A 25,364-nucleotide genomic window follows, 5' to 3' on the forward strand; every position below is an offset into this window, starting at 1 on the left:
CCCCTCCCAAGGAGTTCTACATGTCCTACATCAACAGTGAAGTTAAGCCGTTCAAAGCCACTGCCTACCATCAGGGCCAGTTCGTCGATGTCAGCGAAGCCGATCTGCAAGGCAAGTGGTCGGTGGTGTTTTTCTACCCGGCCGACTTTACCTTCGTTTGCCCGACCGAGCTGGGCGACCTGGCTGACAACTATGCCGAGTTCCAGAAGCTCAACGTGGAGATCTACGGCGTGTCCACCGACACCCACTTCACCCACAAAGCCTGGCACGACACCTCCGACACCATCGGCAAGATCCAGTACCCGCTGGTCGGCGACCCCACCGGCAGCATCACCCGCAACTTCGGCGTGATGATCGAAGAAGCGGGTCTGGCTGATCGCGGCACCTTCGTCATCGACCCGCAAGGCAAGATCCAGATCGTCGAAATCAACGCTGGCGGCATCGGCCGTGATGCTCAAGAGTTGCTGCGCAAGGTCAAGGCGGCCCAATACGTTGCCACCCACCCAGGCGAAGTCTGCCCGGCCAAGTGGAAAGAAGGCGAAGCCACTCTGGCGCCTTCGCTGGATCTGGTCGGGAAGATTTAAGTCTTACTGCCTCACGCACTTGCGGGCTGTAGTTCGGCCCCTTTGGTGGCCGACGCCCGGGCGCGATCCGCCTGGGCGTTTTTGTGTCTGAAATTCGTTAATTCGTTGAAAGGGATGCCTGAATCATGTTGGACGCCACACTTAAAGCCCAGTTGCAGGCCTACCTCGAGAAGGTTGCCCAGCCGTTCGAGATCGTTGCGTCCCTCGATGACAGCGACAAGTCCCGCGAACTGAGCGGTCTGCTGCACGACATCGTCAGCCTGACCGACAAAATTACCCTGCGTGAAGATGGCCGCGACAACCGCAAACCGTCGTTCTCGCTGAATCGCCCAGGCGCGGATATCGGCCTGCGATTCGCCGGCCTCCCTGTGGGGCACGAGTTCACCTCCCTGGTGCTGGCGCTACTGCAGGTCGGCGGTCACCCGTCCAGGCTGGCGGCAGACGTCATCGAGCAGGTCAAAGGCATCGAAGGCCAATTCCACTTCGAAACCTACTTCTCGCTGTCCTGCCAGAACTGCCCGGATGTGGTTCAGGCACTGAACCTGATGGCCGTGCTCAACCCGAATATCCGTCACGTCGCCATCGACGGCGCGCTGTTTCAGGATGAAGTCGAGCAGCGCCAGGTCATGTCGGTGCCGAGCATCTACCTGAATGGCGAGTTGTTTGCCCAGGGCCGTATGGATGTCGAGCAGATTCTCGCCAGAATCGATACGGGCGCCAGTGCTCGCGACGCCGAAAAGCTCAACGCCAAGCACGCCTTCGAGGTCTTGATCGTGGGCGGTGGCCCTGCCGGTGCGGCGGCGGCTATCTATGCCGCACGCAAGGGGGTTCGCACGGGCGTCGCCGCCGAGCGTTTCGGCGGCCAGGTGCTGGACACCATGGCCATCGAGAACTTCATCTCGGTGCAGGAAACCGAAGGGCCGAAACTGGCGCGTGCCCTGGAAGAGCACGTCAAGCAGTACGATGTCGACATCATCAATCTGCAGCGTGCCAGTGCGCTGATTCCTGCGAGCAGCGCCGGCGGCCTGCATGAAGTGAAGTTCGCCAGCGGCGCCAGCCTCAAGGCCAAGACCCTGATCCTTGCCACCGGCGCCCGCTGGCGCGAGATGAACGTACCCGGCGAGCAGCAGTACCGCGGTCGCGGCGTGGCCTACTGCCCGCACTGCGACGGCCCGCTGTTCAAGGGTAAGCAAGTGGCGGTGATAGGCGGCGGCAACTCCGGTGTCGAGGCGGCCATCGACCTGGCGGGTATCGTCGCGCACGTCACCCTGATCGAGTTCGACAGCCAGTTGCGCGCCGATGCGGTGTTGCAGAACAAGCTCAACAGCCTGGCCAACGTCAGCGTCATCAAGAACGCCCTGACCACCGAGGTGCAAGGTGATGGGCAGAAGGTCAGTGGCCTGGTCTACCAGGATCGCAACAGTGACCAGCTGCGCACTATCGAGCTGGAAGGCATCTTCGTGCAGATTGGTTTGCTGCCCAACAGCGACTGGCTCAAGGGCGCCATCGAGCTGTCCCCGCGTGGCGAGATCATCGTCGACTCGCGCGGCGAAACCTCGGTGCCGGGGATCTTCGCCGCCGGCGATGTGACCACGGTGCCGTACAAGCAGATCGTCATTGCCGTGGGCGAGGGCACCAAGGCTTCACTGAGCGCCTTCGACCACCTGATTCGCTCGAGCTAATGGCGTAAGCGTTGATGGCGACTTTTTCGCCAATACCTATGACAAGGACGGTGTGGAGTTCGGCACCGTCGGCTCCTCGGTGATTCTCGCCGTGGTTCTGCCGGTGCTGGTGGTAGCCGCCATGTGCAGGCCAGCCCAGACTCAAAAAGCTATTGCCACGCCTGCCTCGGCCTGACGCCGTGATCAGGGTTGAGCGGCTTGCAGCTTGAATCGCTGGCCGCTCCGCCCGTATTGCACTCGAAACAAGGCGGCTCGCCAAGGGCGGCATTCTGCGCAGGGGCTGCAGCCCTGCACACGCTCAACGAATTCTTCACATAGCCCCGACAAGCCTTTCACATCGCGCTCCTTAGGCTGCACGGCATTCTCTCGATCTGTGCATAGAGGCCGTTGTGCGAAAACAAGCTCAGGCAACCGAACACCCCCAAGGCTCCGCCAAGCGGACGTTCGCCATCAGCCGCAACGTCCTGATCATGGCGGTTGCCCTGTGGTTGCTGCTGACCATGAACATCCCTTTCTGGCGCGATGTCTGGCAAGGCGTGGGCGGCTGGAGCAATGACAACCGCCTGTTCCTGATCAGCTTGCCGCTACTGGTTTGGCTGTGGCTTTACCTGTTGCTCAGCCTGCTGGCCTGGGGGCGGTTGACCAAGGCGAGCCTCGGCGTGTTGCTGCTGGTGTCGGCGGCGGCGAGTTTCTTCATGAGCAGCTACGGCATCGTCATCGACTACAACATGCTGGCCAACGTGCTGCAGACCGACAGTGCCGAGGCGCTGGATCTGTTCAGTTGGGGCATGCTCGGCTGGCTGTTTGCCCTCGGTGTGGTGCCCGCACTGGTCGTCAGTCGGGTGTGTCTGATCACTCGGCCTTGGACGCGTGAGCTGGGCTTCAAGCTGGCGAGCATGGCGCTGGCGCTGGCCTGCCTGGGCGGCATCGCGATGAGCAACTATCAGTCGTACGCCTCGCTGCTGCGCAATCACCATGAACTGCGCCTGTTGCTGACTCCGTCCAACGTGGCGGCGGCGGTGCATGGTTATAGCAAGCGCCAGTTCGCGACCCCGGCCAAGTTGCAGGTGGTCGGCGCCGATGCCCACCAAGTCAAGCCGGTGGGAGGTATCGCCAAGCCCAAGCTGACGATCCTGGTCGTCGGGGAAACCGCGCGGGCAGCGAACTTCTCGCTCAACGGTTACCCCCGCCCGACCAACCCGGAGCTGGCCAAGCAGGCGGTCATCAGCTTCAGCAATGCCCGCTCCTGCGGCACCGCCACGGCGGTATCGGTGCCCTGCATGTTCCTCGATGTCGGCCACGCCAACTACAAAGACTCGATGAGCAAAAACCGCGAGGGTCTGCTGGACGTATTGCAGCGTGCCGGGGTCGCGGTGTTGTGGCGTGACAACAACTCCGGCTGCAAGGGCGCCTGTGACCGGGTGCCGACCGACGACGTGTCGCACCTGCAGATCCCCGGCCTGTGCCAGGGCCATGAGTGCCACGACCAGGTGTTGCTCAGCGGTCTGCAAAGCTACCTGGACAAGCTCGATCACGACGCCGTGGTGGTGCTGCACATGAAGGGCAGCCATGGCCCGGCGTATTTCAAACGTTACCCGGCGGCGTTCGAGAAATTCACTCCGGTGTGCCGAGACAACCAGCTCGACCGGTGTTCGGCCGACAGCATCGTCAATGCCTATGACAACTCGCTGACCTATACCGACCATGTGCTGGCGCAAACCATCGAATTGCTCAAGGGCAATGCCGGGCGTTTCGACACGGCCATGCTCTATATGTCCGATCACGGTGAGTCGCTGGGCGAGAATGGCCTCTACCTGCACGGCCTGCCTTACGCCATGGCGCCGAGCGAGCAAACCCATGTGCCGATGATCGTGTGGCTATCGGCTGGGCTGGAACAACGCTCCGGCATTCAAGCCAGTTGCCTGGCCAAACAGCAGGGCGTCGCCTACTCGCACGACAACCTGTTCCACTCGATCCTCGGCTTGATGGATGTGCGCACCTCGGCGTATCAGCCCGAGCGCGACCTGTTCCGCCAATGCCTGCCGCAGAACACCGTGTCGGTGGGCAGCGGGGTGCTGGCCAATGGCCTGAATTGACGGCCTTGGGGCATTGGTTTTTAAGCGGGTACGGATCCGCATGCTCAGCAAGCGCGCCATAAACAGCGTCGTTCAATAATCGCTGTTGCCGTCATGCTCGGGCTCTAGAGCGGAGAGGGTTGTCTCAGCCAGCGGGCGGGGGGTTATGGCCTGTCGTTCTATCCTTGCATGCCTCTGGTTCGAATTCTCCGAGCCTGCACGATAGGCATACCACGGCGGGGTGAACTGACCTGAGCCAACCTGCGACTGGCAGAAACAAGAAAGCCCGCATTAGGCGGGCTTCTTGGGGTGTTTCGTAGACAGCTTGAGACTGCTAGAAACTGGGATTTGGTCGGAGAGACAGGATTCGAACCTGCGACCTTCTCGTCCCGAACGAGACGCGCTACCGAGCTGCGCTACACTCCGAATAAGCCGAATTGTACTGAAATAGTTTTGTTGCACAAGGGCTTAGGGCATTATTTTTTCGAGCGGCGTGGGCGCGCTACCAGCACTTTCGGTCGCTGGCCTGCACTCAGGGGGCGTGGGTGCCTGGGTGCAGGCTGTGCTTACAACTCTTGGATGGTGCGCACTTGATCCTTGTTGACCTTGGCGCGGTTACCATCGAGTTGCTCGAATTCGTAGAAGCCGGAGTCATCATCGAACTCGGGGGTGTTGATGGTCTGGATTTCACGGCCATCGTTCAGGGTGATTACCGATGGCGATGCGCAACCGGCCAGCGCGGCGAAGCCCAGAGCGAGCAGGAAGGCGTGAAGGAACCGCTGGGTCATGAGTTGTTTCCTTGTGTTTGTAGGGGCTGTGTACTCAGCCTCTGACGAATAATTGGTGTTCAAGTTCAGTGGCGGGCAGTTATTCGCTGTTCTGCGCGAGCAGTTGCGGGGTGTTCAGGTTGGCCAGGCGGGGGTCGTTGGGCGGGCAAACAACTGCAATCGGTTCATGCCGGCACAGCCAGCGTTGCGGGCTGCGTTCGCCGGCCAGCCAGGCGTCTTCGAGTGAGCTGCCCAGGGATTTCGGGATGAGGCTGAACAAGGGCTCCCAGAAGTCGCCTTGACGCACCAAGACCGGTTGGTTGCCGGCGTGGCCCAGCAACTCCTCGAGCAAGGCACGGTCGAGCAGGGGCGTATCGCACGGCAGCACCAGCAGATAGTCGTGGCGGGCCGCTTGCAGGCCCGCGCGGATACCGGCCAGCGGGCCCTGGAAGTGCTGGTCGTCGTCGGCGATCAGGCGGTCAGCAAAGGCCTTGTAGCGTTCGCTGTTGCGGTTGCAGGAGATGATCAGGTCGTCGCTGAGCGGCCGTACCAGGTCATGCAGCCAGGCGACCAGCGGGCGACCCTGCCACTCGATCAGGCCCTTGTCGCGACCGCCCATGCGTTGTCCGCGTCCACCGCACAACAACAGCACGGAACAGCTTGGCAGAGCAGGGGGGACGAGCATGGTAGAGCCTCCAAAGGTGGGCCTGTGATATAACATTGCGCCTCCCCTCAGACAACTGGAAGCCTGCCATGAGCCACAAGGCCGAGGCGCAATTTGCGCCGTTGAATATTGCCGTGCTGACCGTCAGCGATACCCGTACTCAGGAAACCGACACCTCCGGTCAGTTGTTCGTCGACCGTCTGCAGGCCGCTGGGCATGTCCTGGCGGCGCGAGTGTTGCTCAAGGACGACTTGTACAAGATCCGCGCCCAGGTCGCGACCTGGATTGCCGACGACGGCGTGCAGGTGGTGCTGATCACCGGCGGCACCGGCTTTACCGGTCGTGACAGTACCCCGGAAGCCGTGGCTTGCCTGCTGGACAAGCAGGTGGACGGCTTCGGCGAGCTGTTCCGGCAGATTTCCGCGGTCGATATCGGCACTTCGACCATTCAGTCCCGCGCGCTGGCCGGCATGGCCAACAGCACCCTGGTGTGCTGTCTGCCGGGTTCGACCAATGCTTGTCGCACCGCTTGGGATGGCATCCTCGGCGAGCAGCTCGACGCCCGGCATGGCCCCTGCAACTTCGTCGCCCACCTGAAACAGATGGCCGCCTGCGAGAGCCGCGGATGAGTGGCGGCGAGCAGCCCGGCCTGCTGCCGGTCGAGGCGGCGCTGCAGCGCTTGCTGGCCCTGGCCGAGGCGATGCCGGTCGCTGATAACGAGCGGGTAGCGCTGGCCGACGCCGACGGCCGGGTGCTGGCCGAACCGCTGATTGCCGGGCTGGACTTGCCGCCCTGGGCCAATAGTGCGATGGACGGTTACGCCCTGTGCCTGGCCGACTGGACGGGCGAGCCGCTGCGGGTGAGCCAGCGGATCCAGGCCGGCAACGCGCCGCAGCCGCTGCAGCCCGGCAGTTGTGCGCGGATCTTCACCGGCGCGCCGCTGCCGGCCGGGGCCGATACGGTGGAAATGCAGGAAAACGTGGTGGTCGAGGCGGATGGCCGGGTGCGTTTTAGCGAGCCATTGCGCCTCGCTCAGAACGTGCGGGCACAGGGCCAGGAAACCCGCCTCGGTGAGCATCTGTTGCCGGCGGGGACGCGCCTCGGGCCGATCGAACTGGGCTTGGCGGCCTCGCTGGGGATCGTCGAACTGAGTGTGCGCCGGCGTCTGCGGGTGGCGGTGCTGTCCACCGGCGACGAATTGGTCGAGCCGGGCTTGCCGCTGGGGGCGGGGCAGATCTACAACAGCAATCGCCGTCTGCTGATGGCCTGGTTGCAGCGCCTCGGCTGTGCGGTGGTGGATGGCGGCATCCTTGCCGATGACCTGGAGTCAACCCGCGCGGCGTTGGCGGCGTTGAGCGATGTCGATCTGATTCTGTCCACCGGTGGGGTGTCGGTGGGCGAGGCGGACTTTCTCGGCGTGGCGCTGCGCGAAGAGGGCCAGTTGGCCCTCTGGAAGCTGGCGATCAAACCGGGCAAGCCGCTGACCTGCGGGCAGTTTCGCGGCGTGCCGGTGATCGGCCTGCCGGGCAATCCGGGCTCGACCCTGGTGACGTTCGGCCTGCTGGCGCGACCCTATCTGCTGCGCCGCATGGGTGTGCAACGGGTCGAGCCGCTGGGCTTTGCGCTGCCCGCCGGTTTCACCTGGAGCAAACCGGGCAAACGCCGCGAGTACCTGCGTGCGCGTCTGCAGAATGGTCGCGTGGTGCTGCATCCCAACCAGAGTTCCGGCGTATTGCGCAGCGCCGCCTGGGCCGAGGGCTTGGCCGAGGTGCTGGAGGGCACGACCCTGGCCGAGGGCGATAGTCTGCGCTTTATCCCGCTGAGTGAGATTCTCGGGTAGCGCTGGGCAGATAGCGCGCGGCGTGTCGGCGAACTAAGCGGTGGGCTGAAGCCCCCCCCTACGGGTTCTGCGCCTGGCGCTGGTTCTCGCGAAACTGTCCCGGCGTCTGGCCGGTCCAGCCCTTGAAGCTGCGGTGGAAGGAGCGCGATTCGGTGAAGCCCAGGTAGCTGGCGATGTCCTGGATCGCCAGGTCGCTGCGCAGCAGGTAGTGCTCGGCCAGTTCCTGGCGCAGTTGGTCGAGGATCTGCTGGTAGCTGGTGTCGGCCTGTTGCAGGTGACGCTGCAGGGTGCGTAGCGTCATGTTGAATTTCTCCGCCACCCGTTCCTTGCGTGGCAGCCCGTCCTTGAGCAGCAGGCGCAGGGCGTTCTTGACCCGCAGCGGTAGCGCTTCGTGCTCGTCCAGGCCGGCCATCAGGTTCAGGGCATGCTCTTCCAGGGTGCGCAGCAGGTTGGCGTCGGCCTGGCGTAGCGCCAGGCCGAGGTAGTCCAGCGGCACGATCAGGGCGCTGCAGGGTTGCTCGAAACGGATCGGGCAACCGAACACCGCGCTGTACTCGGCGAGGTTCACGCCCGCGGGCAGGGCGTGTTCGAACCAGACTTCTTGCGGCGAGCCTTGCATGTCGGCGATCCAGCGTGCGTAGAGCAGCCAGGACGCCAGCACGTCTTCGACCATGTGTCGGCGGATCTGTGCGCTCTGGTGGCGGCAGCTCCAGATCAGTTTGACGTGATCGGTTGCCGCCTCGATCCGGCTGACGCCCATATCGCCCACCAATTTTTCGTAGGGCACGATGCGGCTCATGGCTTCGCCGAGAGTGGCGCAGTTCATGGTGATATAGCCGAGCACGCTCCACGAGCCGGGTTGCACGAAACGGGCGCAATGCAGGCCGAACAGCGGGTCGCCGGAGACCTCGATCAGGTGCTGGAGCAGGCGCTCATGGGCTGCGCCGGGAATGCGCTTGCCGTTGTCGCCGAGGTCGTCGGCCTGCACGCCAGCGGCGGCCAGCGCCCGATCGATATCCAGGCCAAGCTGTTCGGCATGGCGCAGGTGCTTGAGCAGGACGGGAACCGAGGTGTAGCCGAGAGTCTGCATTATGGTCTTATTCGCAATGGCTTGATTGGCGATAGCGCCTGTCCCGATTCGACAGTGACGTCGGGCAGCGGCCGGCTAGTATAGGCAGCCATTGAGTGTGATCGGAATATCCAGGGGAGAGGCTGATGCGACGTTGGAACGGCTGGGGCGATGAGGCAACAGTGGTGGAATTGCCGAGTCATGGCGAGGCCTTTCTTGCCGAATTGGTTGGGCCGGGCCAGGCACTGGCCGATGCCAGCCTGGAGCAGGTGCTGGCCAAGGTGCCGGTTTCACGTTTGCCGGCCCACCCCCTGGTCTGCCTGCGCGCCGAGGATCGCCTGCGCCATGCCCGTGGCCAGAGTCTGGCGGATTGGCTGGCGATGCGCTCCGGCGAGTTCGGCGTATTTCCCGATGGCGTCGCCTACCCGGAGAGCGCCGCGCAGATTCGCGAGTTGCTGGTCTGGGCCAGCCGGCACGACCTGACCGTGATTCCTTATGGCGGCGGAACTTCGGTGGCCGGGCATATCAACCCGCCAGTCAGTGACAAGCCGGTGCTGACCCTGTCGCTGGAGCGCATGGGCAAGTTGATCGAGATCGACGACGACAGCCTGATCGCCACGTTCGGTCCCGGCGCCAATGGTCCGCAGGTGGAAAGCCAGTTGCGGGCCCAGGGCTACACCCTCGGCCATTTCCCGCAATCCTGGGAGCTGTCGACCCTCGGCGGCTGGGTCGCCAGTCGTTCCAGTGGCCAGCAGTCGCTGCGTTACGGACGGATCGAACAATTGTTCGCCGGCGGCAAGGTCGAGACGTTTGCCGGCACCCTGGAAATTCCGACCTTCCCGGCTTCCGCCGCCGGCCCCGACCTGCGTGAGCTGCTGATGGGTTCGGAAGGGCGCTTCGGCATCATCTCCGAGGTCAAGGTGCGCATCAGTCGCCTGGCCGAGCAGGAACACTTCTACGCGGTGTTCATGCCCAACTGGCAGCAGGCGTTGACCGGTATCCGCAGCCTGGCCCAGGCGCGTGTGCCGCTGTCCATGCTGCGCCTGTCCAATGCCATCGAAACCACAACCCAACTGGCCCTGGCCGGGCACCCGCAACAAATCGCCTGGCTGGAGAAATACCTGGCCCTGCGCGGTGCCGGCGACGGCAAGTGCATGCTGACTTTTGGCGTGACCGGCAGCCGCATGCAGAATGGCGCTTCGCTGAAGCAGGCCAAGCGCCTGCTGAAAGGCTTCGGCGGCGTGTTCAGCGGCACCCTGCTGGGCAAGAAGTGGGCGGAGAACCGTTTTCGTTTCCCCTACCTGCGCCATGGCCTGTGGAGCGCCGGCTACGCGGTGGACACCCTGGAAACCGCCACCGACTGGAGCAATGTCGACAGCCTGCTGAACAAGGTTGAAGCCAGCCTGCGCGATGGCTTGAACGAAGAAGGCGAGCGGGTGCATGTGTTCACTCACTTGTCCCACGTGTATGGCGAGGGATCGAGCATCTACACCACCTACGTGTTCCGCCCCGGCAACAGTTACGAGCAGGCCATGCAGCGCTGGCAGAAGCTCAAGCACGCCGCCAGCCGAACCATCGCCGATAACGGCGGCACCATTAGCCATCAGCACGGCGTCGGCCGCGATCACGCGGCCTACCTCGCGGTGGAAAAGGGCGAGCTGGGCATGGCGGCGCTCAAGGCCTTGGCCGCGCATTTCGACCCGGAGCAGCGCCTGGCTCCCGGCGTGTTGCTTGAGCAATGACGATGCCCGCCTGGAACGCCGCCTGGCGCGAGCCTGCGCTCGCCGAGCTGGCGGCGCGCGAGTGGGATCTGATCGTCATCGGTGGCGGCATCAGCGGCGCCGGGATTCTCCGCGAGGCGGCGCGGCGTGGCTGGACATGCCTGCTGCTGGAGCAGCGCGACTTCGCCTGGGGCACCTCCAGCCGCTCGTCGAAGATGGTGCATGGCGGCCTGCGTTACATCGCCAAAGGCCAGTTCGGCCTGACCCGCGACTCGGTGCGCGAACGCCAGCGCCTGCTGCAGGAAGCCCCCGGGCTGGTCGATTCGCTGAGCTTCATGATGGCGCATTACCAGGGGCAGTTTCCCGGGCCGCGAGTGTTCGGCGGCCTGTTGGCGCTGTACGACGCCCTGGCGGGCAAACGTAATCACCTGTACTACCCGTTGCAGGAACTGCGCTATCTGGCGCCGGGCCTCAAGCAAGACGGCCTGCTCGGCGGCACGCGCTTCTTCGATGCGGTGACCGATGACGCCCGCCTGGTCATGCGCGTGCTCGGCGAGGCGCGCGGCGACGGCGGCGAGGCGCTCAACGGGGTCAAGGTGATCGAGTTGTTGCGCGACAATGGCCGGGTGGTCGGCTTGCTCGCCGAGGATCGCGAAAGCGGCCGCCGTTTCAATTTTCGCAGTCGGGTCGTGGCCCAGGCCACCGGCGCCTGGACGGATCGGTTGCGTGCTGCAACCGGCAGCGAGCATATCCGTCCGTTGCGTGGTAGCCACTTGCTGCTGCCAGCCTGGCGCCTGCCGGTGGCCCATGCCTTCAGCTTCATGCACGGCGCGGATCGGCGCCCGGTGTTCGTCTTCCCCTGGGAAGGCGCGACCGTGGTCGGCACCACCGATCTCGATCACCCGGATCCGCTGGATCGGGAAGCGCGAATCAGCGCCGAGGAGGTGGATTACCTGCTGCTGGCCTGCGCCCAGCAGTTTCCCGCTGCCGCGATCAAGGCCAGCGACGTGCTGTCGACCTGGGCCGGGGTGCGGCCGGTGGTCAGCGACGGCGCCGCCGGACGTAAACCCTCGGACGAGAAGCGTGAACACGCGCTGTGGTGCGAGCCCGGTTGCGTGACCCTGGCCGGCGGCAAGCTGACCACCTTTCGCCTGCTCGCCCTGGAAGTGCTGGCGGCCTGCGCGCCCATGCTCGGGCGCCGCGTGGAGGATCACGGAGCGGCGACCTTTGTCCCGTTGCCCAGCCAACCTATGGCGCCGCTCAGCCACGCCCAGCACAAGCGCCTACTGGGCCGGTATGGCCGGGCGTTGCCGCAGTTGCTGGCGTTGGTCGAACAACTGGGTGCCGAGCAGGCGGTCGGCACTTACACGCTCTGGGCTGAACTGGCCTGGGCGGCCGAGCAGGAGTTGGTGCTGCACCTGGACGATCTGCTGCTGCGCCGCACCCGTCTGGGCCTGCTGCTGGCGAACGGCGCCGCCGCCGAGCTGCCGAAAATCCGTGCGCTGTGTCAGGCGCGCCTGGGTTGGGACGATGAGCGCTGGGAGCGGGAGCAGTGCGACTATCTGGCGCTCTGGCGCAGCTGTTACAGCCTGCCGCAGAATTGCGAACGCGTGTAGGGGTGATCGGCGGCGCATGCCTCGGTGGGCCGAAACCCACCCTAAACAGTTGGTACGGCCTGCCAGGTGTCCGGTAGCCCGGCCTTGCAGGCGACTGCACACATGATAAGAAGGACTGTGCCTTGAGCGAAAAAAGCTACCTGCTGGCCATCGATAACGGCACCCAGAGCGTGCGGGCGCTGTTGTTCGACCTGCACGGCAACCTGGTCGGCAAGGGCAAGGTGGAACTCGAAGCCTACTACTCCACTCAACCCGGCTGGGCCGAGCAGGATCCTGAGTATTACTGGGCCAGCCTGGGCGAGGCCTGCAAGCGGCTGTGGGCGCAGGTGGATATCGACCGTAGCCTGATCAAGGGCGTGGCGTTGACCACCCAGCGCGGCACGCTGATCCATGTCGATGCGCAGGGCCAGCCGCTGCGCCCGGCGATCCTCTGGCTGGATCAGCGGCAGGCCGAGGTGCGGGGGCGGATCAAGGGGCCCTGGGGCTGGCTGTTCAAGCTGATCGGCGCGCAACAGGCGGTCGACCATTTTCGTGCTCAGGCCGAGATCAATTGGGTCGCGCAGAACCAGCCGGAGATCTGGGCGCAAACCGATAAAGTCCTGCTGCTTTCCGGCTTTCTCACGCATCGCCTGTGCGGGCGCTTCGTCGATTCGCTGGCCAGTTGCGTCGGTTACCTGCCGTTCGATTACAAGCGCTTAAAGTGGGCGGCGCCGCGTGACTGGAAATGGCAGGCCATACCGGTGCGCCGCGAGCAGTTGCCGCAACTCTACCCGCCAGGCGCACGGCTCGGCACTGTCAGCGCCGCCGCCAGCCGCCACACCGGGATTCCCGAGGGCTTGCCGCTGATCGCCGCCGGTGCCGACAAGGCCTGCGAGGTACTCGGCGCCGGTGTGCTGGAGCCGCATGTCGCCTGCCTGTCCTACGGCACCACCGCGACCATTAACACCACGCGGCACCAGTACCTGGAAACCACCGCGTTGATTCCGCCATACCCGGCGGCGCTCCCCGGGCACTTCAATACCGAGGTGATGATCTACCGCGGCTTCTGGATGGTCAGCTGGTTCAAGCGGGAGTTCGGTCAGCGCGAGATGCAGCGGGCCAGGGAGTTGGGCGTCGAACCCGAGGCATTGTTCGACGAACTGGTCAACGCCGTGCCGGCCGGCTCCATGGGCCTGATGCTGCAACCCTACTGGTCGCCGGGTATCCGTGAACCGGGCCTGGAGGCCAAGGGTTCGATTATCGGTTTTGGCGATGTGCATACCCGCGCGCATATCTATCGCGCCATTCTCGAAGGCCTGGCCTACGCCCTGCGCCAAGGCAAGGAGAAGATCGAAAAACGCTCGGGAACCAGAATCACCCGCCTGCGGGTTTCCGGTGGCGGCTCACAGAGCGATGCGGCCATGCAGTTGACCGCCGACATCTTCGGCCTGCCGGCCGAGCGCCCGCATGTCTACGAGACCTCCGGCCTGGGCGCGGCCATCGACTGTGCGGTGGGCCTCGGCCTGCATCCGGATTTCCCCAGCGCCCTCGCGGCCATGACCCGGGTCGGTCGGGTATTCCAGCCCAACCCGGCCGCGCAACGTATCTATCAGCAGCTATATCGCGAGGTTTATCTGCGCATGTACCAGCAACTCAAACCCTTGTATCTGCGCATTCGGGCGATTACCGGCTATCCGGCATAACCCGCTGGCCGCGATATATTGTGCCTGCTCGCCGCAGTCGGCGCGCCTCAATCCCGGCATGCTCAGAGGCAGGTGCTTGGTTAAGGTTGAAATGAGCAGCGGCTAGGCTGCATGCTGTTGGCTGTCACGCATCGTACGTGAAGTCATAAGAGTCACAGAAAGCAGAGGAGTGCGCGCTTGAAAATACTGATAGTCGATGATTCGGCCATGTCCCGAAAACTGGTGATGAAAGCCCTGCCGGTGGAATTACAGGCGGTCGTGACCCAGGCCGCTAACGGTGAGGAAGCCTTGGCGGCTTACCACGCCGGCCACGCCGAGGTGATTTTTCTCGATCTGACCATGCCGGTGATGGACGGTTTTCGTACCCTGGAGCAACTCAAGCGCGAGGATGCCAATGCCGTAGTCATCGTCATCAGCGCCGATATCCAGCCGCAAGCCCAGCAACGCGTGCGCGATCTGGGGGCGGCGGCATTCGTCAAGAAACCGATCACTCCCGAGGCCATGCAGGTGGCGCTGCATGACGTAGGGCTGATCTAGATGAGCAGCCAATTGGCCAACCTCAATGAAGATCAGCGCGATGCCTTGCAGGAACTGATGAACGTGGCCATGGGCCAGGGCGCCGACCGTCTGGCGCGCTTGACCGAAACCTTCGTCACCCTGTCAGTGCCCCGCATCCATGCCGTCGACGTGACCAACACCGGCGTGCTGAGTCAGCTGATGATCGCCAGTCAGCCGGCCATCATTACCCGTCAGTCCTTTCTCGGCCGACTGCGCGGCGAGGTGATGGTGTGCTTTGGCGAGAACGGTGCCGATCAGTTAGCCGACTTGATGGGCTATGAAGGAGTGGAAAAACACAGCATTCAGGATGAGCTGATGCTGGACGTCACCAATATCCTCACCGGCGCCTGCATCAATGGCCTGGCGCAGCAGGTCGAAATCAAGGTGAACTACGGTTCGCCCTCACTGCTGTCCCATGGGCGTTCGCTGCAGGAAGTGCTTGGCGCCGAGGAATTGCGTGGCTATCAGGCGCTGGTGCTGGAAATCCACTTCGAGGTGGCGACCCACAGCTTCTATTGCGACCTGTTGGTGTGCATCACCGAAGATACGGTGGCCACCGTTATCGCCGTGATCGATCAGTTGTTGAGCGATATCTAGCCGGCTGTTCGAGAATGTCGGTGGCGATAGGTGGCGCCGGGGGGCAACGTCTGTACGCCCCGGTTCAAGGTATGGATGTTGTTGGGCTTCGTTCCTCGGCACCAGTTTACAGTTCGGAGCCAGGCGCTCTTCTTGGGCAGCCGCCTGGCTCACCTTATCGGAATAAGGATGCGAGATGACGTCTGCACCAGGAGAAGCATTGGCCGCGGAGTTGGTGGCGGTGCTGCAGAGCATCAACCTTGGCGTGCTGCTGCTCGATAGCCAGTGCCGGGTGGTGTTCTGGAACGATTTCATGGCGATCCACAGCGGCAAGGACTGCGCCGAGGTCAGGGGGCGGTCGCTGTTCGAGTTGTTTCCGGAGTTGCCGCGGCTCTGGGTACAGAAGAAAATCGATGGGGTTTTCGCCTTGCAGAACCTGGCGTTCACCTCTTGGCAGCAACGCCCGCACCTGTTCAGCTTCTCCGGCAGCCGGCCCATCACCGGCTCGACCGAAATGATGTACCAGGACTGCACCTTTTCGCCGCTGATCGAGGCCGCAGGCACGGTCAAATATGTCTGCCTGACCATCTCCGATGCCACCGAAACCGCTGCCCAGCATCTGCAGCTGGAGCGCCTCAATCAATTGCTACTCGCGGAAAAGAGCGAGCAGGCGCGGCTGATTAGCAAGCTTGAAGACGCTCAGGCGCAATTGCTGCAGTCGGAAAAAATGGCGGCGATCGGCCAGTTGGCGGCGGGCGTAGCCCACGAGATCAATAATCCGGTGGGTTATGTCTATTCCAACTTCAGCAGCCTGGAGCGTTATGTCGGCGACCTGTTCCGCCTGATCGAGAGCTACCAGGCGGTGGTAGCCGAACATCCGGATGCGGCCTTGCGCGGGAAGCTGGAGCAGGCCAACCAGAGCCTGGATTACGATTTTCTGCGCAGTGACATGGCCGATCTGGTGCGTGAGTCGCGCCAGGGCCTGGAGCGGGTTAAGCAGATCGTGCAGGATCTGCGCGATTTCTCCCATATCGACTCGGGCGACTGGCAGGAGGCCGATTTGCACAAGGGGCTCGACAGCACGCTCAACGTGATCTGGAACGAGATCAAGTTCAAGGCCGAGGTGGTCAAGCACTATGGCGAGTTGCCGCCGGTGCAGTGCCTGGGCTCGCAACTCAATCAGGTGTTCATGAACCTGATCATCAACGCCGCCCATGCCATCGAGGAGCAGGGCACTATCTGGCTGGAGACCGGAAGCCAAGATGATTGGGTGTTCGTGCGGGTGCGTGACAGTGGCAGCGGTATTGCCCCGGAGCATCTGACCCGCTTGTTCGACCCCTTCTTCACCACCAAACCGGTCGGGCAGGGCACCGGTCTTGGACTGTCGGTGTCTTACAGCATTGTGGCCAAGCACCACGGTCGTCTGGAGATCGAGAGCGAACTTGGCAAAGGCACGGCGTTCACCGTCTGGCTGCCACGCCGTCAGCCGCCGCCAGACGAGAGCGCGGCCGGTCTGGATCAGGACGGGTGACGGCTTGCAGGATGCCTGCATCGTCGCCCGCCGAGGCTGCCTGGTTATCCAAAGGGATCAATGACTTGCAAAGTGGCGCAGCCGGAGGCCGGAAAGCCGGCGGCTGCGGCTTTTAGCGCAAGGCAATGCTTTGCGGGGGGCATTTGTCGGCGGGGTCGCCGCTACTCTGCGGGTGTGCCGATAGCGCTTGGCTGGCACCGTTGCGCTGGCTCGTGCAAGATAACGCCTGATTGGCTGCAGCGCTGTCGCTCCTGGCCGATACCCTTGCTGTAACTGGACTCGATAAAACAATTTGGAGCGCGCAATGGCTGGCATTCTCGACTCGGTGGATCAACGCACCCAACTGGTGGGCGAGAACCGTCTGGAAATCCTGATGTTTCGTCTGGCCGGGCGGCAGTTGTTCGCGATCAACGTGTTCAAGGTGCAGGAAGTCCTGCAGATGCCCAAGCTGACGCTCATGCCGCACCGCCATCGGTTTGTCTGCGGGGTGGTCAGTCTGCGTGGCCAGACCTTGCCGGTAATCGACCTGTCGCAAGCCATTGGCATGCGCCCGATAGTGCCGGATGAGCGCAGCACCATCATCGTCACCGAATACAACCGGTCGGTGCAGGCCTTTCTGGTTGGCGGTGTCGAGCGCATTCTCAACCTCAATTGGGAATCCATCTTGCCACCGCCCGGTGGTGCAGGTCGCCAGCATTACCTGACGGCGATCACCAAGACCGAAGAACAGTTGGTGGAAATCATCGATGTGGAAAAGGTGCTGGCCGAGATCGTGCCCTACAACGCCAAGATTTCCGGTGAGCGCCTGGCCGACCCGCTGTTGGAGCGCGCGCGCGGGCGTGAGGTGCTGCTGGTGGATGACTCCAGCGTGGCCTTGGCGCAGTTGCGCGAGACCTTGTCGCAGTTGGGCTTGAAAATGCATGTCGCCACCGACGGCCTGAAAGGCCTGAACATGCTGAAGAAATGGGCGGATGCCGGTGAGGTGATGACCGACAAGCTGTTGATGGTGTTCACCGATGCAGAAATGCCGGAGATGGACGGTTATCGCCTGACCACCGAAATTCGTCAGGATCCACGCCTGAAGGATCTCTATGTGGTGCTGCACACCTCGCTGTCCGGCAGCTTCAACGAAGCCATGGTGAAAAAGGTCGGTTGCGACAACTTCCTCTCCAAATTCCAGCCGGACAAACTGGTCGACGTGATCGGCGAGCGCCTGGCGCTGGACGAGACAACCGCGTAGGGCGCCTCGGCGCGCAGCGCCAGCCTAGCCGCTACTGCTGCTCGCCGAGCCGTTGGCGCAGTTGCTCGATGCGTTTGCGGTTGACGCCGAAATCCGCGTAGCCCAGGCGTGAGGCCGAGCGCACATCGACGGCGTGCTCGCCAATCAGGAATTCCACGTCATCGACGAAGCGCAGCACCTGGCTGCTGAATTCGGCGCGCAGATAATTCGTCTCTTGCTCGATCAGGCGTGCCCGCGGTTCGTCGGCTAATAGCTTGACCAGCAGTGCCCGGGTCTGGCTCGGGCTACCGCGCAGCGGCAGCGGTTCGATCCGCTGCTCCTCGTCGCCGGTTTGGCTGTTGACGCAGTTGGGCGACTCCGGGCAGGGTGCCAGACGGCCGTCGCGTACGCCCAGGTTGTCCGGCGGGCTGGCGCTACAGGCGCTCAGCAGCACCAGCAGGGGCAAACCCAACGCGGGCTTGTGAGTACGCCGGGTTACTCGTATAAGGGGTTTTTGCCGAGCGGGAAGCTGGTTCATGTTACGTCTCTCCGAGTTGTACCGTTACCCATTGAAGTCTGCCATCGCCGAACCGCTGAGCCAGATTCAGCTGGATGCCTTGGGCGTGGTTGGTGACCGTCGCTGGATGGTAGTCGATGCCCAGAATGGACGCTTTTTGACCCAGCGTGCATTGCCGCATATGAGCCAATTGCTGGCGCGGCACAATGCGGCGGGTGGCCTGACCCTGAGTGCGGCCGGCTTTCCGGCGCTCGAGGTGCCCTTGCCGAAGGCCGATGCAGCGTTGCGCGGGGTGTTCATCTGGAGCGACAGCCTGTATGTCCCGGATGCGGGCGATGAGGCGGCGGAATGGTTGAGTCGCTTTATCGGCAAGCCCTGTCGGCTGGTGCATGTGCCCGCCGAGCGCGCCCGCTATATCGCCGGCAACCTCAGTGCGCAAGAGAAGGTCGGCTTCGCCGACGGCTTCCCTGTGCTGTTGATCGGCCAGGCTTCGCTGGATGATTTGTCGGCGCGGGTCGGCCGGCCGCTGGAGATGCTGCGTTTCCGGCCGAATCTGGTGATCGAGGGCGGCGCGGCCTACGCCGAAGACAGCTGGCGGCGGATTCGCATTGGTGGCACTGAGTTTCGCGTGGCCAAGGGCTGCACTCGCTGCATCATCCCGACCCTGGATCCGCTGACCGGCGAGCGCAGCGCCGACCGTGAACCGCTGGCGACTCTGAAGACCTACCGCGCCCGTGATGGCGAGGTGTATTTCGGCCAGAACCTGATCAATCAAGGTGCCGGCGAGCTGACGGTCGGTATGCCGGTTGAGGTGTTGGAGTAAGAGGCATAAGCCATAAGCTGCAAGTAAAAGCCTGGTGGGCTGCTTAAGCCCCAGTCTGATTGGCTTGCAGCTAAAACCTACTGATCGTCGAAATAACGCTCGTGCCAGGCAATCAGTGGTTGCGGCGCGTTGAGCTTCTGCCCGTAGATCACCGAATAAGACAACACGTTCTGTACATACTGCCGGGTCTCGTCGAACGGAATGTTCTCGATCCAGACGTCGTAGGCCAGGTGGTCGGCACCGCGCAACCATTGGCGCACGCGTCCGGGGCCAGCGTTGTAGGCGGCCGAGGCGAGTACGCGGTTGCCGTTGAATTGACCGTAAACCTGGCTCAGGTAGGCGGCGCCGAGCTGAATGTTCACATTCGGCAGCAGGGCATTGTTCGGGTTGCCCAAGGGGATGCCAAACTTGCGCGCGGTTTCCTTGGCGGTCGCCGGCATCAGCTGCATCAGGCCCATGGCCCCGACCGGGGACTTGGCGTCGGCCATGAAGGCGCTTTCCTGGCGGGTAATGGCAAACACCCAGCTGGAATGCAGGCCGCGCTTCTTCGACTCGATGGTCAGTGGCTCGCGGTGAACCATGGGGAAGCGCACGTCCAGATCGTCCCAATATTGCGCCTGGCTGATGGTGCGGATCGCCGGAAAGTACCACTCCATGTCGTAGGCCAGGCGCGCTTGGGCAACCAGTTCATCACGGCTGAACAGGCGACTGACGTGATACCACTCGCGGCGGCCATCGACGATCTGGCCACGCTCGTGGAACTCCATGGCGCGGCGAATACCGGCGGCGTTGCGTACCTTTTGCACCGTCTTGGCTGACAGTAGCAGCGGTTTGTTGTTCAGTTGGTAAGGTGCCTTGACTTGGTCGGCGGCCATGAAACCGTAGAAATCACGCTCCTTGGCCAGGCCCAGGTAGAGCGCTTGCGGTTCCTGGCTGTTGGGCTGGGCCAGCTGCAGGCTGCGCGCCTGCCAGTAACGCCAGCGGTTGCTCTGGCCCAGCTCTTTGGGCATTTGCCGGGTCAGTTGGTGCGCTTCGTTCCAGCGGCCGAGGCGCAGCAGCAGGCGCGCACGCCATTCGCTGACGGTGTTGTCGCGCAGTTGCGGGTCGTACTGCGCCATCACCTGGAGTGCGCGGGCGTCGAAGCGTTTCGCCAGGGTCAGGCCGATTTCGCGGGCGATGGCGACTTGCTCGTCGCTGGAAAACTTCATGCGTCGGGCATAGCCATCCAGCAGCGTCAGGGCTTTTTCCGGATCCTGTCGGGCCAGGCGGCGCAGGCCCAGGCCAACTACATCGGCCATGGCCTGGTCGTTGGGGCTGAAACGAGCGGTTTGACTGAGGATTTGTGGTTTCTGTGCCACTTCCAGCAACAGCTTGCCGTGGTTGCCCAGGGTCGGCAGACCCTTGATCAGAAAGCTGGCCAGGCCGTAGTTGCGGGTCTCGGCAGCCAGTTTGGCGCGCTTCCAGCGCATGGCTTCGGTGAGTTGGCCCTTGCCGGCCCACTGCTCGAACAACGGGTCGCAGGCGTTGGGTTGCGACTTGCCGACCAGCCAGAGTTTCTCGGCGGTGGCAAAACCCTCGGCAAGCATGCCCTGGCCCAACTGGTATTGCCCGTACAGGCAGTCCAGTTCAGTGAAGTTCAGCGCGGGATCATAGTGGTTGATGAAGGTTTGCCATTCGCCGCGCTCGGCCAGCCAACGCAGCCAGCGCAGTTTCATCCAGCTGGCCTGGGGCAGGTCGCCATGTTCGGCAAGGAACTTTTCGATTTCGTCATTGCTGGCCCATTTGAGCCGGGCAGTCAGTTCTTCATACGCCAGGTAAGGCTCCAGCGGGTAATCGCGCAGGGCATTGGCGTAGCGCTGATAGGGGCCTTTGTCGCCTTTGGCCAGGGCGGCTTTGGCCTCGTCATAGTACTGGCGTTGCTGGGTCAGGCTGGCAGCCTGAGCTGCTGCGGCTGTCGCGGCAGAGAGGATCAAGCAGGAGAACAGGCGAAACAGGCGACCGCGCATGACACTTCCGGGTAAGCAATTGGGAGAGGCGGCGGTAAAACCGGCGCTTGATGCCTCTAGCTTAGCCTTTTGCCGGGGGCAGGCGAAAGCCGCGCTGCCGACTGGCGCCTCAATGAAAATTGCCCGCAAACTCGCTGCGCATCTCGGTTAGAATGCGCGCCCAGTTTTTGTCGACGCCTGCGGGTATCGGTAAATGAGTTTTTGCGCTGATGAACATCCGCAGAACGGGGCTGAAACGCGCAGATATCTGTTCATCTCCTGCGCTTTCGCCGCCGTTACCTGCGGGTTTAGCAGTCGCTGTATTGTCGAGGCGTGCCATGACCCTGCTTAAGTTCACCGATGTTTCCCTGGCCTACGGCGCCATGCCGCTGCTGGACAAGGTGTCTTGGCAGATTGCCCGTGGCGAGCGGGCGTGCATCATCGGCCGTAACGGCACCGGCAAGTCGAGCATGTTGAAGCTGGTCAAGGGCGACCAGAAGCCCGATGACGGCTCGGTCTGGCGCGCGCCGGGGCTGAAGATCGGCGAGTTGCCGCAAGAGCTGCCGGTCGCCGACGGGCGAACCGTTTTCGATGTGGTGGCCCAAGGCCTGGACGGGGTCGGCGAACTGCTGGCGCAATATCACCACCTGAGCCAAAACATCGTCACCGACGCCGATCTGGACAAGCTCATGCATGTCCAGCACGACCTCGAGGCCCGTGACGGCTGGCGTCTGCAGCAACTGGTCGACAGCACCCTGAGCCGTTTGCAGTTGCCGGCCGACAAGACCCTGGCCGAACTCTCCGGTGGCTGGCGGCGGCGGGTGCTGCTGGCCCAGGCGCTGGTCTCCGAGCCGGATCTGCTGTTGCTCGACGAGCCGACCAACCACCTGGACATCGGCGCTATCGCCTGGCTGGAAGAGGCGCTGCTGGGCTTCAGCGGCGCCGTGTTGTTCATTACCCACGACCGTTCCTTCCTGCAGAACCTGGCCACGCGCATCCTCGAACTGGATCGCGGCGGCTTGATCGACTGGAACGGCGATTACGCCAGCTTCCTGGTGCACAAAGAGGCCACTCTGGCCGCCGAAGAAGTGGCCAATGCGTTGTTCGACAAGCGCCTGGCTCAGGAAGAAGTGTGGATTCGCCAGGGCATCAAGGCGCGCCGCACCCGTAACGAAGGGCGCGTGCGGGCGTTGAAGGCCTTGCGGGTCGAGCGCAGCGAGCGCCGTGAACGGACCGGCAAAGCCAATATCCAGCTCGACACCGCCGATAAATCCGGCAAGCAGGTGATGGTGCTGGAGAACGTCAGTTTCGCCCATCCGGGCGGGCCGTTGCTGGTCAAGGACTTCTCCATGGTGCTGCAGCGCGAGGATCGTATCGGCCTGCTCGGCGCCAACGGTACCGGCAAGACCACCTTGCTGAAGTTGATGCTCGGCGGTTTGCAGCCGAGCAGCGGCAGCGTCAAGGAGGGCACGCGCATCGACGTGGCTTACTTCGACCAGCTGCGCCACCAGCTCGATCTGGAAAAAACCGTGATCGACAACGTCGCCGAAGGCCGCGACTTCATCGAGATCGATGGGCAAAGCCGGCATGTGCTGAGCTACCTGGGCGACTTCCTGTTCAGTCCGCAGCGTGCTCGCACGCCGGTCAAGGCCTTGTCCGGTGGCGAGCGTGCGCGCCTGCTGCTGGCCAAGCTGTTCAGCAAGCCGGCCAACCTGCTGGTGCTGGACGAGCCGACCAACGACCTCGATGTGGAAACCCTCGAGCTGCTCGAGGAGGTCTTGCTGACCTTTAAGGGCACCGTGCTGATGGTCAGTCACGACCGGGCCTTCCTCGATAACGTGGTGACCAGCACCCTGGTCTTCGAAGGCGAGGGTCAGGTGCGCGAATACGTCGGCGGTTATCAGGACTGGCTGCGTCAGGGCGGTTCGCCGCGCTTGCTCGGGGTTGGCGAAAGCAAGGCCGGCAAGGCCGAACTGGCGTCTGCCGTGGTCGAGGCGGCGCCTGCACCTGTGCCGGCGGCCGCGGCCGCTCCGGTTGCGAAGAAGAAACTCAGTTACAAGGTGCAGCGCGAGCTGGAGGCGCTGCCCGCGCAGATCGATGCGCTGGAAGTGCAGATCGTCGCACTGGAGGCGCAAATCGGCGCCCCGGCGTTTTACCAGCAATCCGCAGAAAAAAGTGCCGAGGTGCTGGCTCGTTTGCAAAGCCAGCAGCATGAACTGGATAAACTGCTGGAGCGTTGGGCCGAGTTGGAAGGCTGAGTTCTTCTGCCGCGGCTGATTATCCTTAAGCAGAACCTCAAGAAGTCTGGCGGAGACACGCATGGCCATCGAGTACCGGATTAGTCTCGACGATAATCACGAGTTCAGTTACAGGATCGAACTGGATCGTGTGTATGACCCCGCTCAGGCCCAGCTGGCGCCGAACTGGACGCGCCTGGACTACCAGCAGTGCAGCAATTGTCCGCTGAGCAGGAACGACTTCAGCCATTGCCCGGCCGCGGTCGACCTGCACCGGGTTATCGAGGATTTCCAAGGTCTGCCGGCCTTCAAGAAGGCCATGGTCTGGGTGCGCACGCCAGAGCGCGAATACACCAAGCAGGCCGGCCTTGAAGAGGGGCTGCGTGCGCTGCTCGGGGTGATCATGGCGACCAGTGCCTGCCCCATGTTGGGCAGGCTCAAGCCAATGGCGCAGAACCACCTGCCGTTCGCCAATAACCAGGAATTCACCCTGCGCACGGTTTCGCTGTACCTGGCACGGCAGTATTTCAATTTCCGTGAAGGACGCCATGCGGATTGGGAACTCAAGGGCTTGGTGCGCATGTTCCAGCAATTGCAGTTGGTCAATCAGGCATTCTGGCAGCGGATTCATGACACCTGTGAAGGCGACTCGAACCTCAAGGCTTTTTTAACGTTCTTTTCGATGTCATCGAGCATGACCTATTCACTGGAAACCCAGTTGCAGAAGGTTCGTCCGTTGGTGATGAGCGCTGGCGACAATTTAGACTGATGCCGGGCAAATGAGGCATGGCGCCTCATTTGCCGGGTGAGCAACGCTACTCGGGTTTCTTCAGGCGTACGGCCAGCACGTCGCAGGGCGCGCCATGCAGCACGTCGTTGGCAGTGGAACCGAGCAACAAGGCCAGGCCGTGGCGGCCATGGCTGCCGACGATGATCAGATCGCAACCTTGTTCTTCGGCCAAACGGTGGATTTCCTGGCGTGGCTGGCCATAAGCCAGATGGCGTTGGTCGGCGCCCAGGTCGGGATATTTGCCGGCAAAGCTGTCCAGGCGTTCGCGGGCTTGTTCGAATTGCTGCTGTTGCAGCATCGACAAATCCATTGGCACATCCCCGCCAAACGCCATGGCCATGGGTTCGACTATATGAACCACGGATAATTTGGCGTGGCTGCTCGAAGCCAGCTTCTGCGCGCGCTGCATGACGGGGTCGCATTCTTCGGTTAGGTCGACAGCGACCAGAATATGCTGGTAAGGCATGGGTGGTTCCTTCTGAGGGTGACCGATGGTGGTAAGTATGGCCGCATTGAGCGCTTGTGACAGGGTTATACCAGCGAGATAAATTTATGCACATATGGATCATATTGTTGCTTCTGGCTGTTGTGCTTAGCCCGCTGGCCATGCTGATGCCGTCGCGGCGACAGCGTGGGCGGATGGATGTGCGTTTGCAAGCCCGGCGCATGGGATTGGCGATGCAGTTGTCGCGCGAGCAATGGCCGCATTGGTTGGCTGTGGAACCGCCAGGCCAGTGTCCGCAATATCATCGAGCGCGGCGCCGTGGACATGAGGATTGCTGGTGTTACTGGCAGGCCGAGCCCGGTCAGTGGCTGAATAAGTGGCGTGAGCCTTGCAGCGATGCGCCATTGGCAGCGCAATTGGCCGGCTTGCCGGTCGATGTGTTCAAGGTCGAGGCTACGGCGCAAATGGTTGCCTTATATTGGGGGGAGCGGGAGGGGGGCGACGCGCTGCAGAAGATTGCCAGCTTCTTGCTGGCACGTGCTTGAGTGGAACTCCGGCAAACCATTCGATCAGGTAACCCACAAAGGCCGGCACAAGCGCCAGGCTGTAGAAGTGGTCAGGCCGACCGGAACATTCGGATGAGCCATATGGCCAATGCAGCCTGACTCAGAGCCGGGTGGAGGTGCTGCCTGCGTTCTGATTCGTCCGCATTGAGTACGATTGTGCTCGGCGCCTAAAATTTTTGCTCGGCTATGCGCGGGCTTACAGGCGTCGCTCGTCGATTGGATTAATCGCCATTTATTGCCGCTGATGGCTGCCTGATCGCTTCAATATATCCTTATAAATCTTCAGGGATCTGGCTGCTGGCCGCTGCCGATGCATCGAGCTGCGCGTGACCAATTGACAATTTGCAGCTTTTCCTTGAAGGTGGGCACACCCAAATCAAACGGGCGTATGAATTGATCGTTTGCTTAAAAAAAGCA

Annotated in this window: 23 protein-coding genes and 1 tRNA gene; 16 read left to right on the forward strand and 8 right to left on the reverse strand. The window is 62.7% G+C overall.

From position 1 onward, the window contains the following. The first annotated feature begins 20 nt into the window (after positions 1-20). From ahpC to P8H27_RS02630, 3 genes are all read left to right on the forward strand, one after another. Positions 21-584, forward strand: a complete 564-nt coding sequence (gene ahpC / locus P8H27_RS02620; RefSeq protein ID WP_289635060.1) for an alkyl hydroperoxide reductase subunit C — start codon at positions 21-23, stop codon at positions 582-584. Between the two features lie 125 nt (positions 585-709). Further along, positions 710-2,266: an alkyl hydroperoxide reductase subunit F gene (ahpF, locus tag P8H27_RS02625; protein ID WP_289635061.1), complete on the forward strand. Its 1,557-nt coding sequence runs from the start codon at positions 710-712 to the stop codon at positions 2,264-2,266. 389 nt (positions 2,267-2,655) lie between these two features. Further along, the gene (locus P8H27_RS02630) at positions 2,656-4,362 is read left to right on the forward strand and encodes a phosphoethanolamine transferase (protein ID WP_289635062.1); all 1,707 of its coding nucleotides are present in this window, start codon (positions 2,656-2,658) and stop codon (positions 4,360-4,362) included. Positions 4,363-4,690: 328 nt separating this feature from the next. Here P8H27_RS02630 and P8H27_RS02635 read toward each other — a convergent pair. The 3 genes from P8H27_RS02635 to mobA all read right to left on the reverse strand — a co-directional run bounded on the left by P8H27_RS02635 (position 4,691) and on the right by mobA (position 5,793). Beyond that, positions 4,691-4,767, reverse strand: a tRNA-Pro gene (locus P8H27_RS02635). A 140-nt stretch (positions 4,768-4,907) separates the two neighbouring features. Beyond that, entirely contained in the window at positions 4,908-5,129 is a 222-nt protein-coding gene (locus P8H27_RS02640; RefSeq protein ID WP_289635063.1) for a YgdI/YgdR family lipoprotein, read from the reverse strand. Positions 5,130-5,208: 79 nt separating this feature from the next. Further along, positions 5,209-5,793: a molybdenum cofactor guanylyltransferase MobA gene (mobA, locus tag P8H27_RS02645; RefSeq protein WP_289635064.1), complete on the reverse strand. Its 585-nt coding sequence runs from the start codon at positions 5,791-5,793 to the stop codon at positions 5,209-5,211. Between the two features lie 68 nt (positions 5,794-5,861). Here mobA and moaB point away from each other — a divergent pair, with 68 nt between their 5' ends. Beyond that, positions 5,862-6,401, forward strand: coding sequence for a molybdenum cofactor biosynthesis protein B (gene moaB, locus P8H27_RS02650; protein WP_289635065.1), 540 nt, complete (start codon positions 5,862-5,864; stop codon positions 6,399-6,401). Continuing rightward, on the forward strand, positions 6,398-7,612 hold the full coding sequence (gene glp / locus P8H27_RS02655; protein WP_289635066.1) for a gephyrin-like molybdotransferase Glp: 1,215 nt from the start codon (positions 6,398-6,400) through the stop codon (positions 7,610-7,612). Before moaB ends, glp begins: the two co-directional genes overlap by 4 nt. Positions 7,613-7,670: 58 nt before the next feature. On the opposite strand, the gene P8H27_RS02660 is transcribed toward glp, so the two are convergent. Continuing rightward, positions 7,671-8,702: an AraC family transcriptional regulator gene (locus P8H27_RS02660; protein WP_289635067.1), complete on the reverse strand. Its 1,032-nt coding sequence runs from the start codon at positions 8,700-8,702 to the stop codon at positions 7,671-7,673. A gap of 125 nt (positions 8,703-8,827) precedes the next feature. Between P8H27_RS02660 and P8H27_RS02665 the strand changes: the two genes are divergently transcribed. The 7 genes from P8H27_RS02665 to P8H27_RS02695 all read left to right on the forward strand — a co-directional run bounded on the left by P8H27_RS02665 (position 8,828) and on the right by P8H27_RS02695 (position 17,605). Next, positions 8,828-10,423, forward strand: a complete 1,596-nt coding sequence (locus tag P8H27_RS02665) for an FAD-binding oxidoreductase (protein WP_289635068.1) — start codon at positions 8,828-8,830, stop codon at positions 10,421-10,423. A gap of 2 nt (positions 10,424-10,425) precedes the next feature. Further along, a complete protein-coding gene (locus tag P8H27_RS02670) occupies positions 10,426-12,018 on the forward strand; it encodes a glycerol-3-phosphate dehydrogenase/oxidase (RefSeq protein WP_289635069.1) in 1,593 nt (530 codons plus the stop codon). A gap of 122 nt (positions 12,019-12,140) precedes the next feature. Continuing rightward, entirely contained in the window at positions 12,141-13,700 is a 1,560-nt protein-coding gene (locus tag P8H27_RS02675; protein WP_289635070.1) for an FGGY-family carbohydrate kinase, read from the forward strand. Positions 13,701-13,877: 177 nt separating this feature from the next. Next, positions 13,878-14,237 carry a response regulator gene (locus tag P8H27_RS02680; RefSeq protein WP_289635071.1) on the forward strand — a complete coding sequence of 120 codons (360 nt, stop codon included), beginning with the start codon at positions 13,878-13,880 and terminating at the stop codon, positions 14,235-14,237. Next, positions 14,238-14,855, forward strand: a complete 618-nt coding sequence (locus tag P8H27_RS02685; protein WP_289635072.1) for a hypothetical protein — start codon at positions 14,238-14,240, stop codon at positions 14,853-14,855. A gap of 175 nt (positions 14,856-15,030) precedes the next feature. Beyond that, positions 15,031-16,365 (forward strand): ATP-binding protein, encoded by a 1,335-nt coding sequence (locus P8H27_RS02690; protein WP_289635073.1) that lies wholly within the window; start codon positions 15,031-15,033, stop codon positions 16,363-16,365. 304 nt (positions 16,366-16,669) lie between these two features. Next, complete coding sequence (locus tag P8H27_RS02695; protein ID WP_289635074.1) at positions 16,670-17,605, forward strand: chemotaxis protein CheV; 936 nt, start codon at positions 16,670-16,672, stop codon at positions 17,603-17,605. 31 nt (positions 17,606-17,636) lie between these two features. Here the strand turns inward: P8H27_RS02695 and P8H27_RS02700 are convergent, their stop codons facing one another. After that, positions 17,637-18,122, reverse strand: a complete 486-nt coding sequence (locus P8H27_RS02700) for a DUF1499 domain-containing protein (RefSeq protein ID WP_289635075.1) — start codon at positions 18,120-18,122, stop codon at positions 17,637-17,639. Here P8H27_RS02700 and P8H27_RS02705 point away from each other — a divergent pair. Next, positions 18,121-18,924 carry an MOSC domain-containing protein gene (locus P8H27_RS02705; RefSeq protein ID WP_289635076.1) on the forward strand — a complete coding sequence of 268 codons (804 nt, stop codon included), beginning with the start codon at positions 18,121-18,123 and terminating at the stop codon, positions 18,922-18,924. The two genes, P8H27_RS02700 and P8H27_RS02705, sit on opposite strands and share 2 nt — an antisense overlap. Positions 18,925-19,001: 77 nt before the next feature. Here the strand turns inward: P8H27_RS02705 and P8H27_RS02710 are convergent, their stop codons facing one another. Together P8H27_RS02710 and P8H27_RS02715 are read right to left on the reverse strand one after the other, a co-directional pair. Then, positions 19,002-20,930 carry a transglycosylase SLT domain-containing protein gene (locus P8H27_RS02710; RefSeq protein ID WP_289635077.1) on the reverse strand — a complete coding sequence of 643 codons (1,929 nt, stop codon included), beginning with the start codon at positions 20,928-20,930 and terminating at the stop codon, positions 19,002-19,004. A 109-nt stretch (positions 20,931-21,039) separates the two neighbouring features. Continuing rightward, entirely contained in the window at positions 21,040-21,249 is a 210-nt protein-coding gene (locus tag P8H27_RS02715) for a hypothetical protein (protein ID WP_289635078.1), read from the reverse strand. On the opposite strand from P8H27_RS02715, the gene P8H27_RS02720 reads away from it, so the two are divergent. Further along, positions 21,248-23,167: an ATP-binding cassette domain-containing protein gene (locus P8H27_RS02720; protein ID WP_289635079.1), complete on the forward strand. Its 1,920-nt coding sequence runs from the start codon at positions 21,248-21,250 to the stop codon at positions 23,165-23,167. The genes P8H27_RS02715 and P8H27_RS02720 overlap by 2 nt on opposite strands. A 61-nt stretch (positions 23,168-23,228) precedes the next feature. Next, the gene (locus tag P8H27_RS02725; RefSeq protein WP_289635080.1) at positions 23,229-23,915 is read left to right on the forward strand and encodes a DUF6901 family protein; all 687 of its coding nucleotides are present in this window, start codon (positions 23,229-23,231) and stop codon (positions 23,913-23,915) included. A 46-nt stretch (positions 23,916-23,961) separates the two neighbouring features. Here the strand turns inward: P8H27_RS02725 and P8H27_RS02730 are convergent, their stop codons facing one another. Next, positions 23,962-24,402 carry a universal stress protein gene (locus P8H27_RS02730; RefSeq protein ID WP_172147499.1) on the reverse strand — a complete coding sequence of 147 codons (441 nt, stop codon included), beginning with the start codon at positions 24,400-24,402 and terminating at the stop codon, positions 23,962-23,964. Positions 24,403-24,488: 86 nt separating this feature from the next. Here P8H27_RS02730 and P8H27_RS02735 point away from each other — a divergent pair, with 86 nt between their 5' ends. Further along, positions 24,489-24,926, forward strand: a complete 438-nt coding sequence (locus P8H27_RS02735; RefSeq protein WP_289635081.1) for a hypothetical protein — start codon at positions 24,489-24,491, stop codon at positions 24,924-24,926. Positions 24,927-25,364 lie beyond the last annotated feature (438 nt).

It is taken from the genome of Pseudomonas sp. sp1636, assembly GCF_030376615.1.
Taxonomy (GTDB): Bacteria; Pseudomonadota; Gammaproteobacteria; order Pseudomonadales; family Pseudomonadaceae; genus Aquipseudomonas.

Coding starts and splice junctions, on each gene's coding strand:
- mobA (WP_289635064.1), bottom strand. CDS start 5,793: ATGCTCGTCCCCCCTGCTCTGCCAAGCTGTTCCGTGCTGTTGTTGTGC.
- P8H27_RS02685 (WP_289635072.1), top strand. CDS start 14,238: ATGAGCAGCCAATTGGCCAACCTCAATGAAGATCAGCGCGATGCCTTG.
- ahpC (WP_289635060.1), top strand. CDS start 21: ATGTCCTACATCAACAGTGAAGTTAAGCCGTTCAAAGCCACTGCCTAC.
- P8H27_RS02735 (WP_289635081.1), top strand. CDS start 24,489: ATGCACATATGGATCATATTGTTGCTTCTGGCTGTTGTGCTTAGCCCG.
- glp (WP_289635066.1), top strand. CDS start 6,398: ATGAGTGGCGGCGAGCAGCCCGGCCTGCTGCCGGTCGAGGCGGCGCTG.
- P8H27_RS02665 (WP_289635068.1), top strand. CDS start 8,828: ATGCGACGTTGGAACGGCTGGGGCGATGAGGCAACAGTGGTGGAATTG.
- P8H27_RS02725 (WP_289635080.1), top strand. CDS start 23,229: ATGGCCATCGAGTACCGGATTAGTCTCGACGATAATCACGAGTTCAGT.
- P8H27_RS02695 (WP_289635074.1), top strand. CDS start 16,670: ATGGCTGGCATTCTCGACTCGGTGGATCAACGCACCCAACTGGTGGGC.
- P8H27_RS02730 (WP_172147499.1), bottom strand. CDS start 24,402: ATGCCTTACCAGCATATTCTGGTCGCTGTCGACCTAACCGAAGAATGC.
- P8H27_RS02720 (WP_289635079.1), top strand. CDS start 21,248: ATGACCCTGCTTAAGTTCACCGATGTTTCCCTGGCCTACGGCGCCATG.
- P8H27_RS02710 (WP_289635077.1), bottom strand. CDS start 20,930: ATGCGCGGTCGCCTGTTTCGCCTGTTCTCCTGCTTGATCCTCTCTGCC.
- P8H27_RS02640 (WP_289635063.1), bottom strand. CDS start 5,129: ATGACCCAGCGGTTCCTTCACGCCTTCCTGCTCGCTCTGGGCTTCGCC.
- P8H27_RS02670 (WP_289635069.1), top strand. CDS start 10,426: ATGCCCGCCTGGAACGCCGCCTGGCGCGAGCCTGCGCTCGCCGAGCTG.
- P8H27_RS02715 (WP_289635078.1), bottom strand. CDS start 21,249: ATGGCACGCCTCGACAATACAGCGACTGCTAAACCCGCAGGTAACGGC.
- ahpF (WP_289635061.1), top strand. CDS start 710: ATGTTGGACGCCACACTTAAAGCCCAGTTGCAGGCCTACCTCGAGAAG.
- P8H27_RS02660 (WP_289635067.1), bottom strand. CDS start 8,702: ATGCAGACTCTCGGCTACACCTCGGTTCCCGTCCTGCTCAAGCACCTG.
- P8H27_RS02690 (WP_289635073.1), top strand. CDS start 15,031: ATGACGTCTGCACCAGGAGAAGCATTGGCCGCGGAGTTGGTGGCGGTG.
- moaB (WP_289635065.1), top strand. CDS start 5,862: ATGAGCCACAAGGCCGAGGCGCAATTTGCGCCGTTGAATATTGCCGTG.
- P8H27_RS02700 (WP_289635075.1), bottom strand. CDS start 18,122: ATGAACCAGCTTCCCGCTCGGCAAAAACCCCTTATACGAGTAACCCGG.
- P8H27_RS02705 (WP_289635076.1), top strand. CDS start 18,121: ATGTTACGTCTCTCCGAGTTGTACCGTTACCCATTGAAGTCTGCCATC.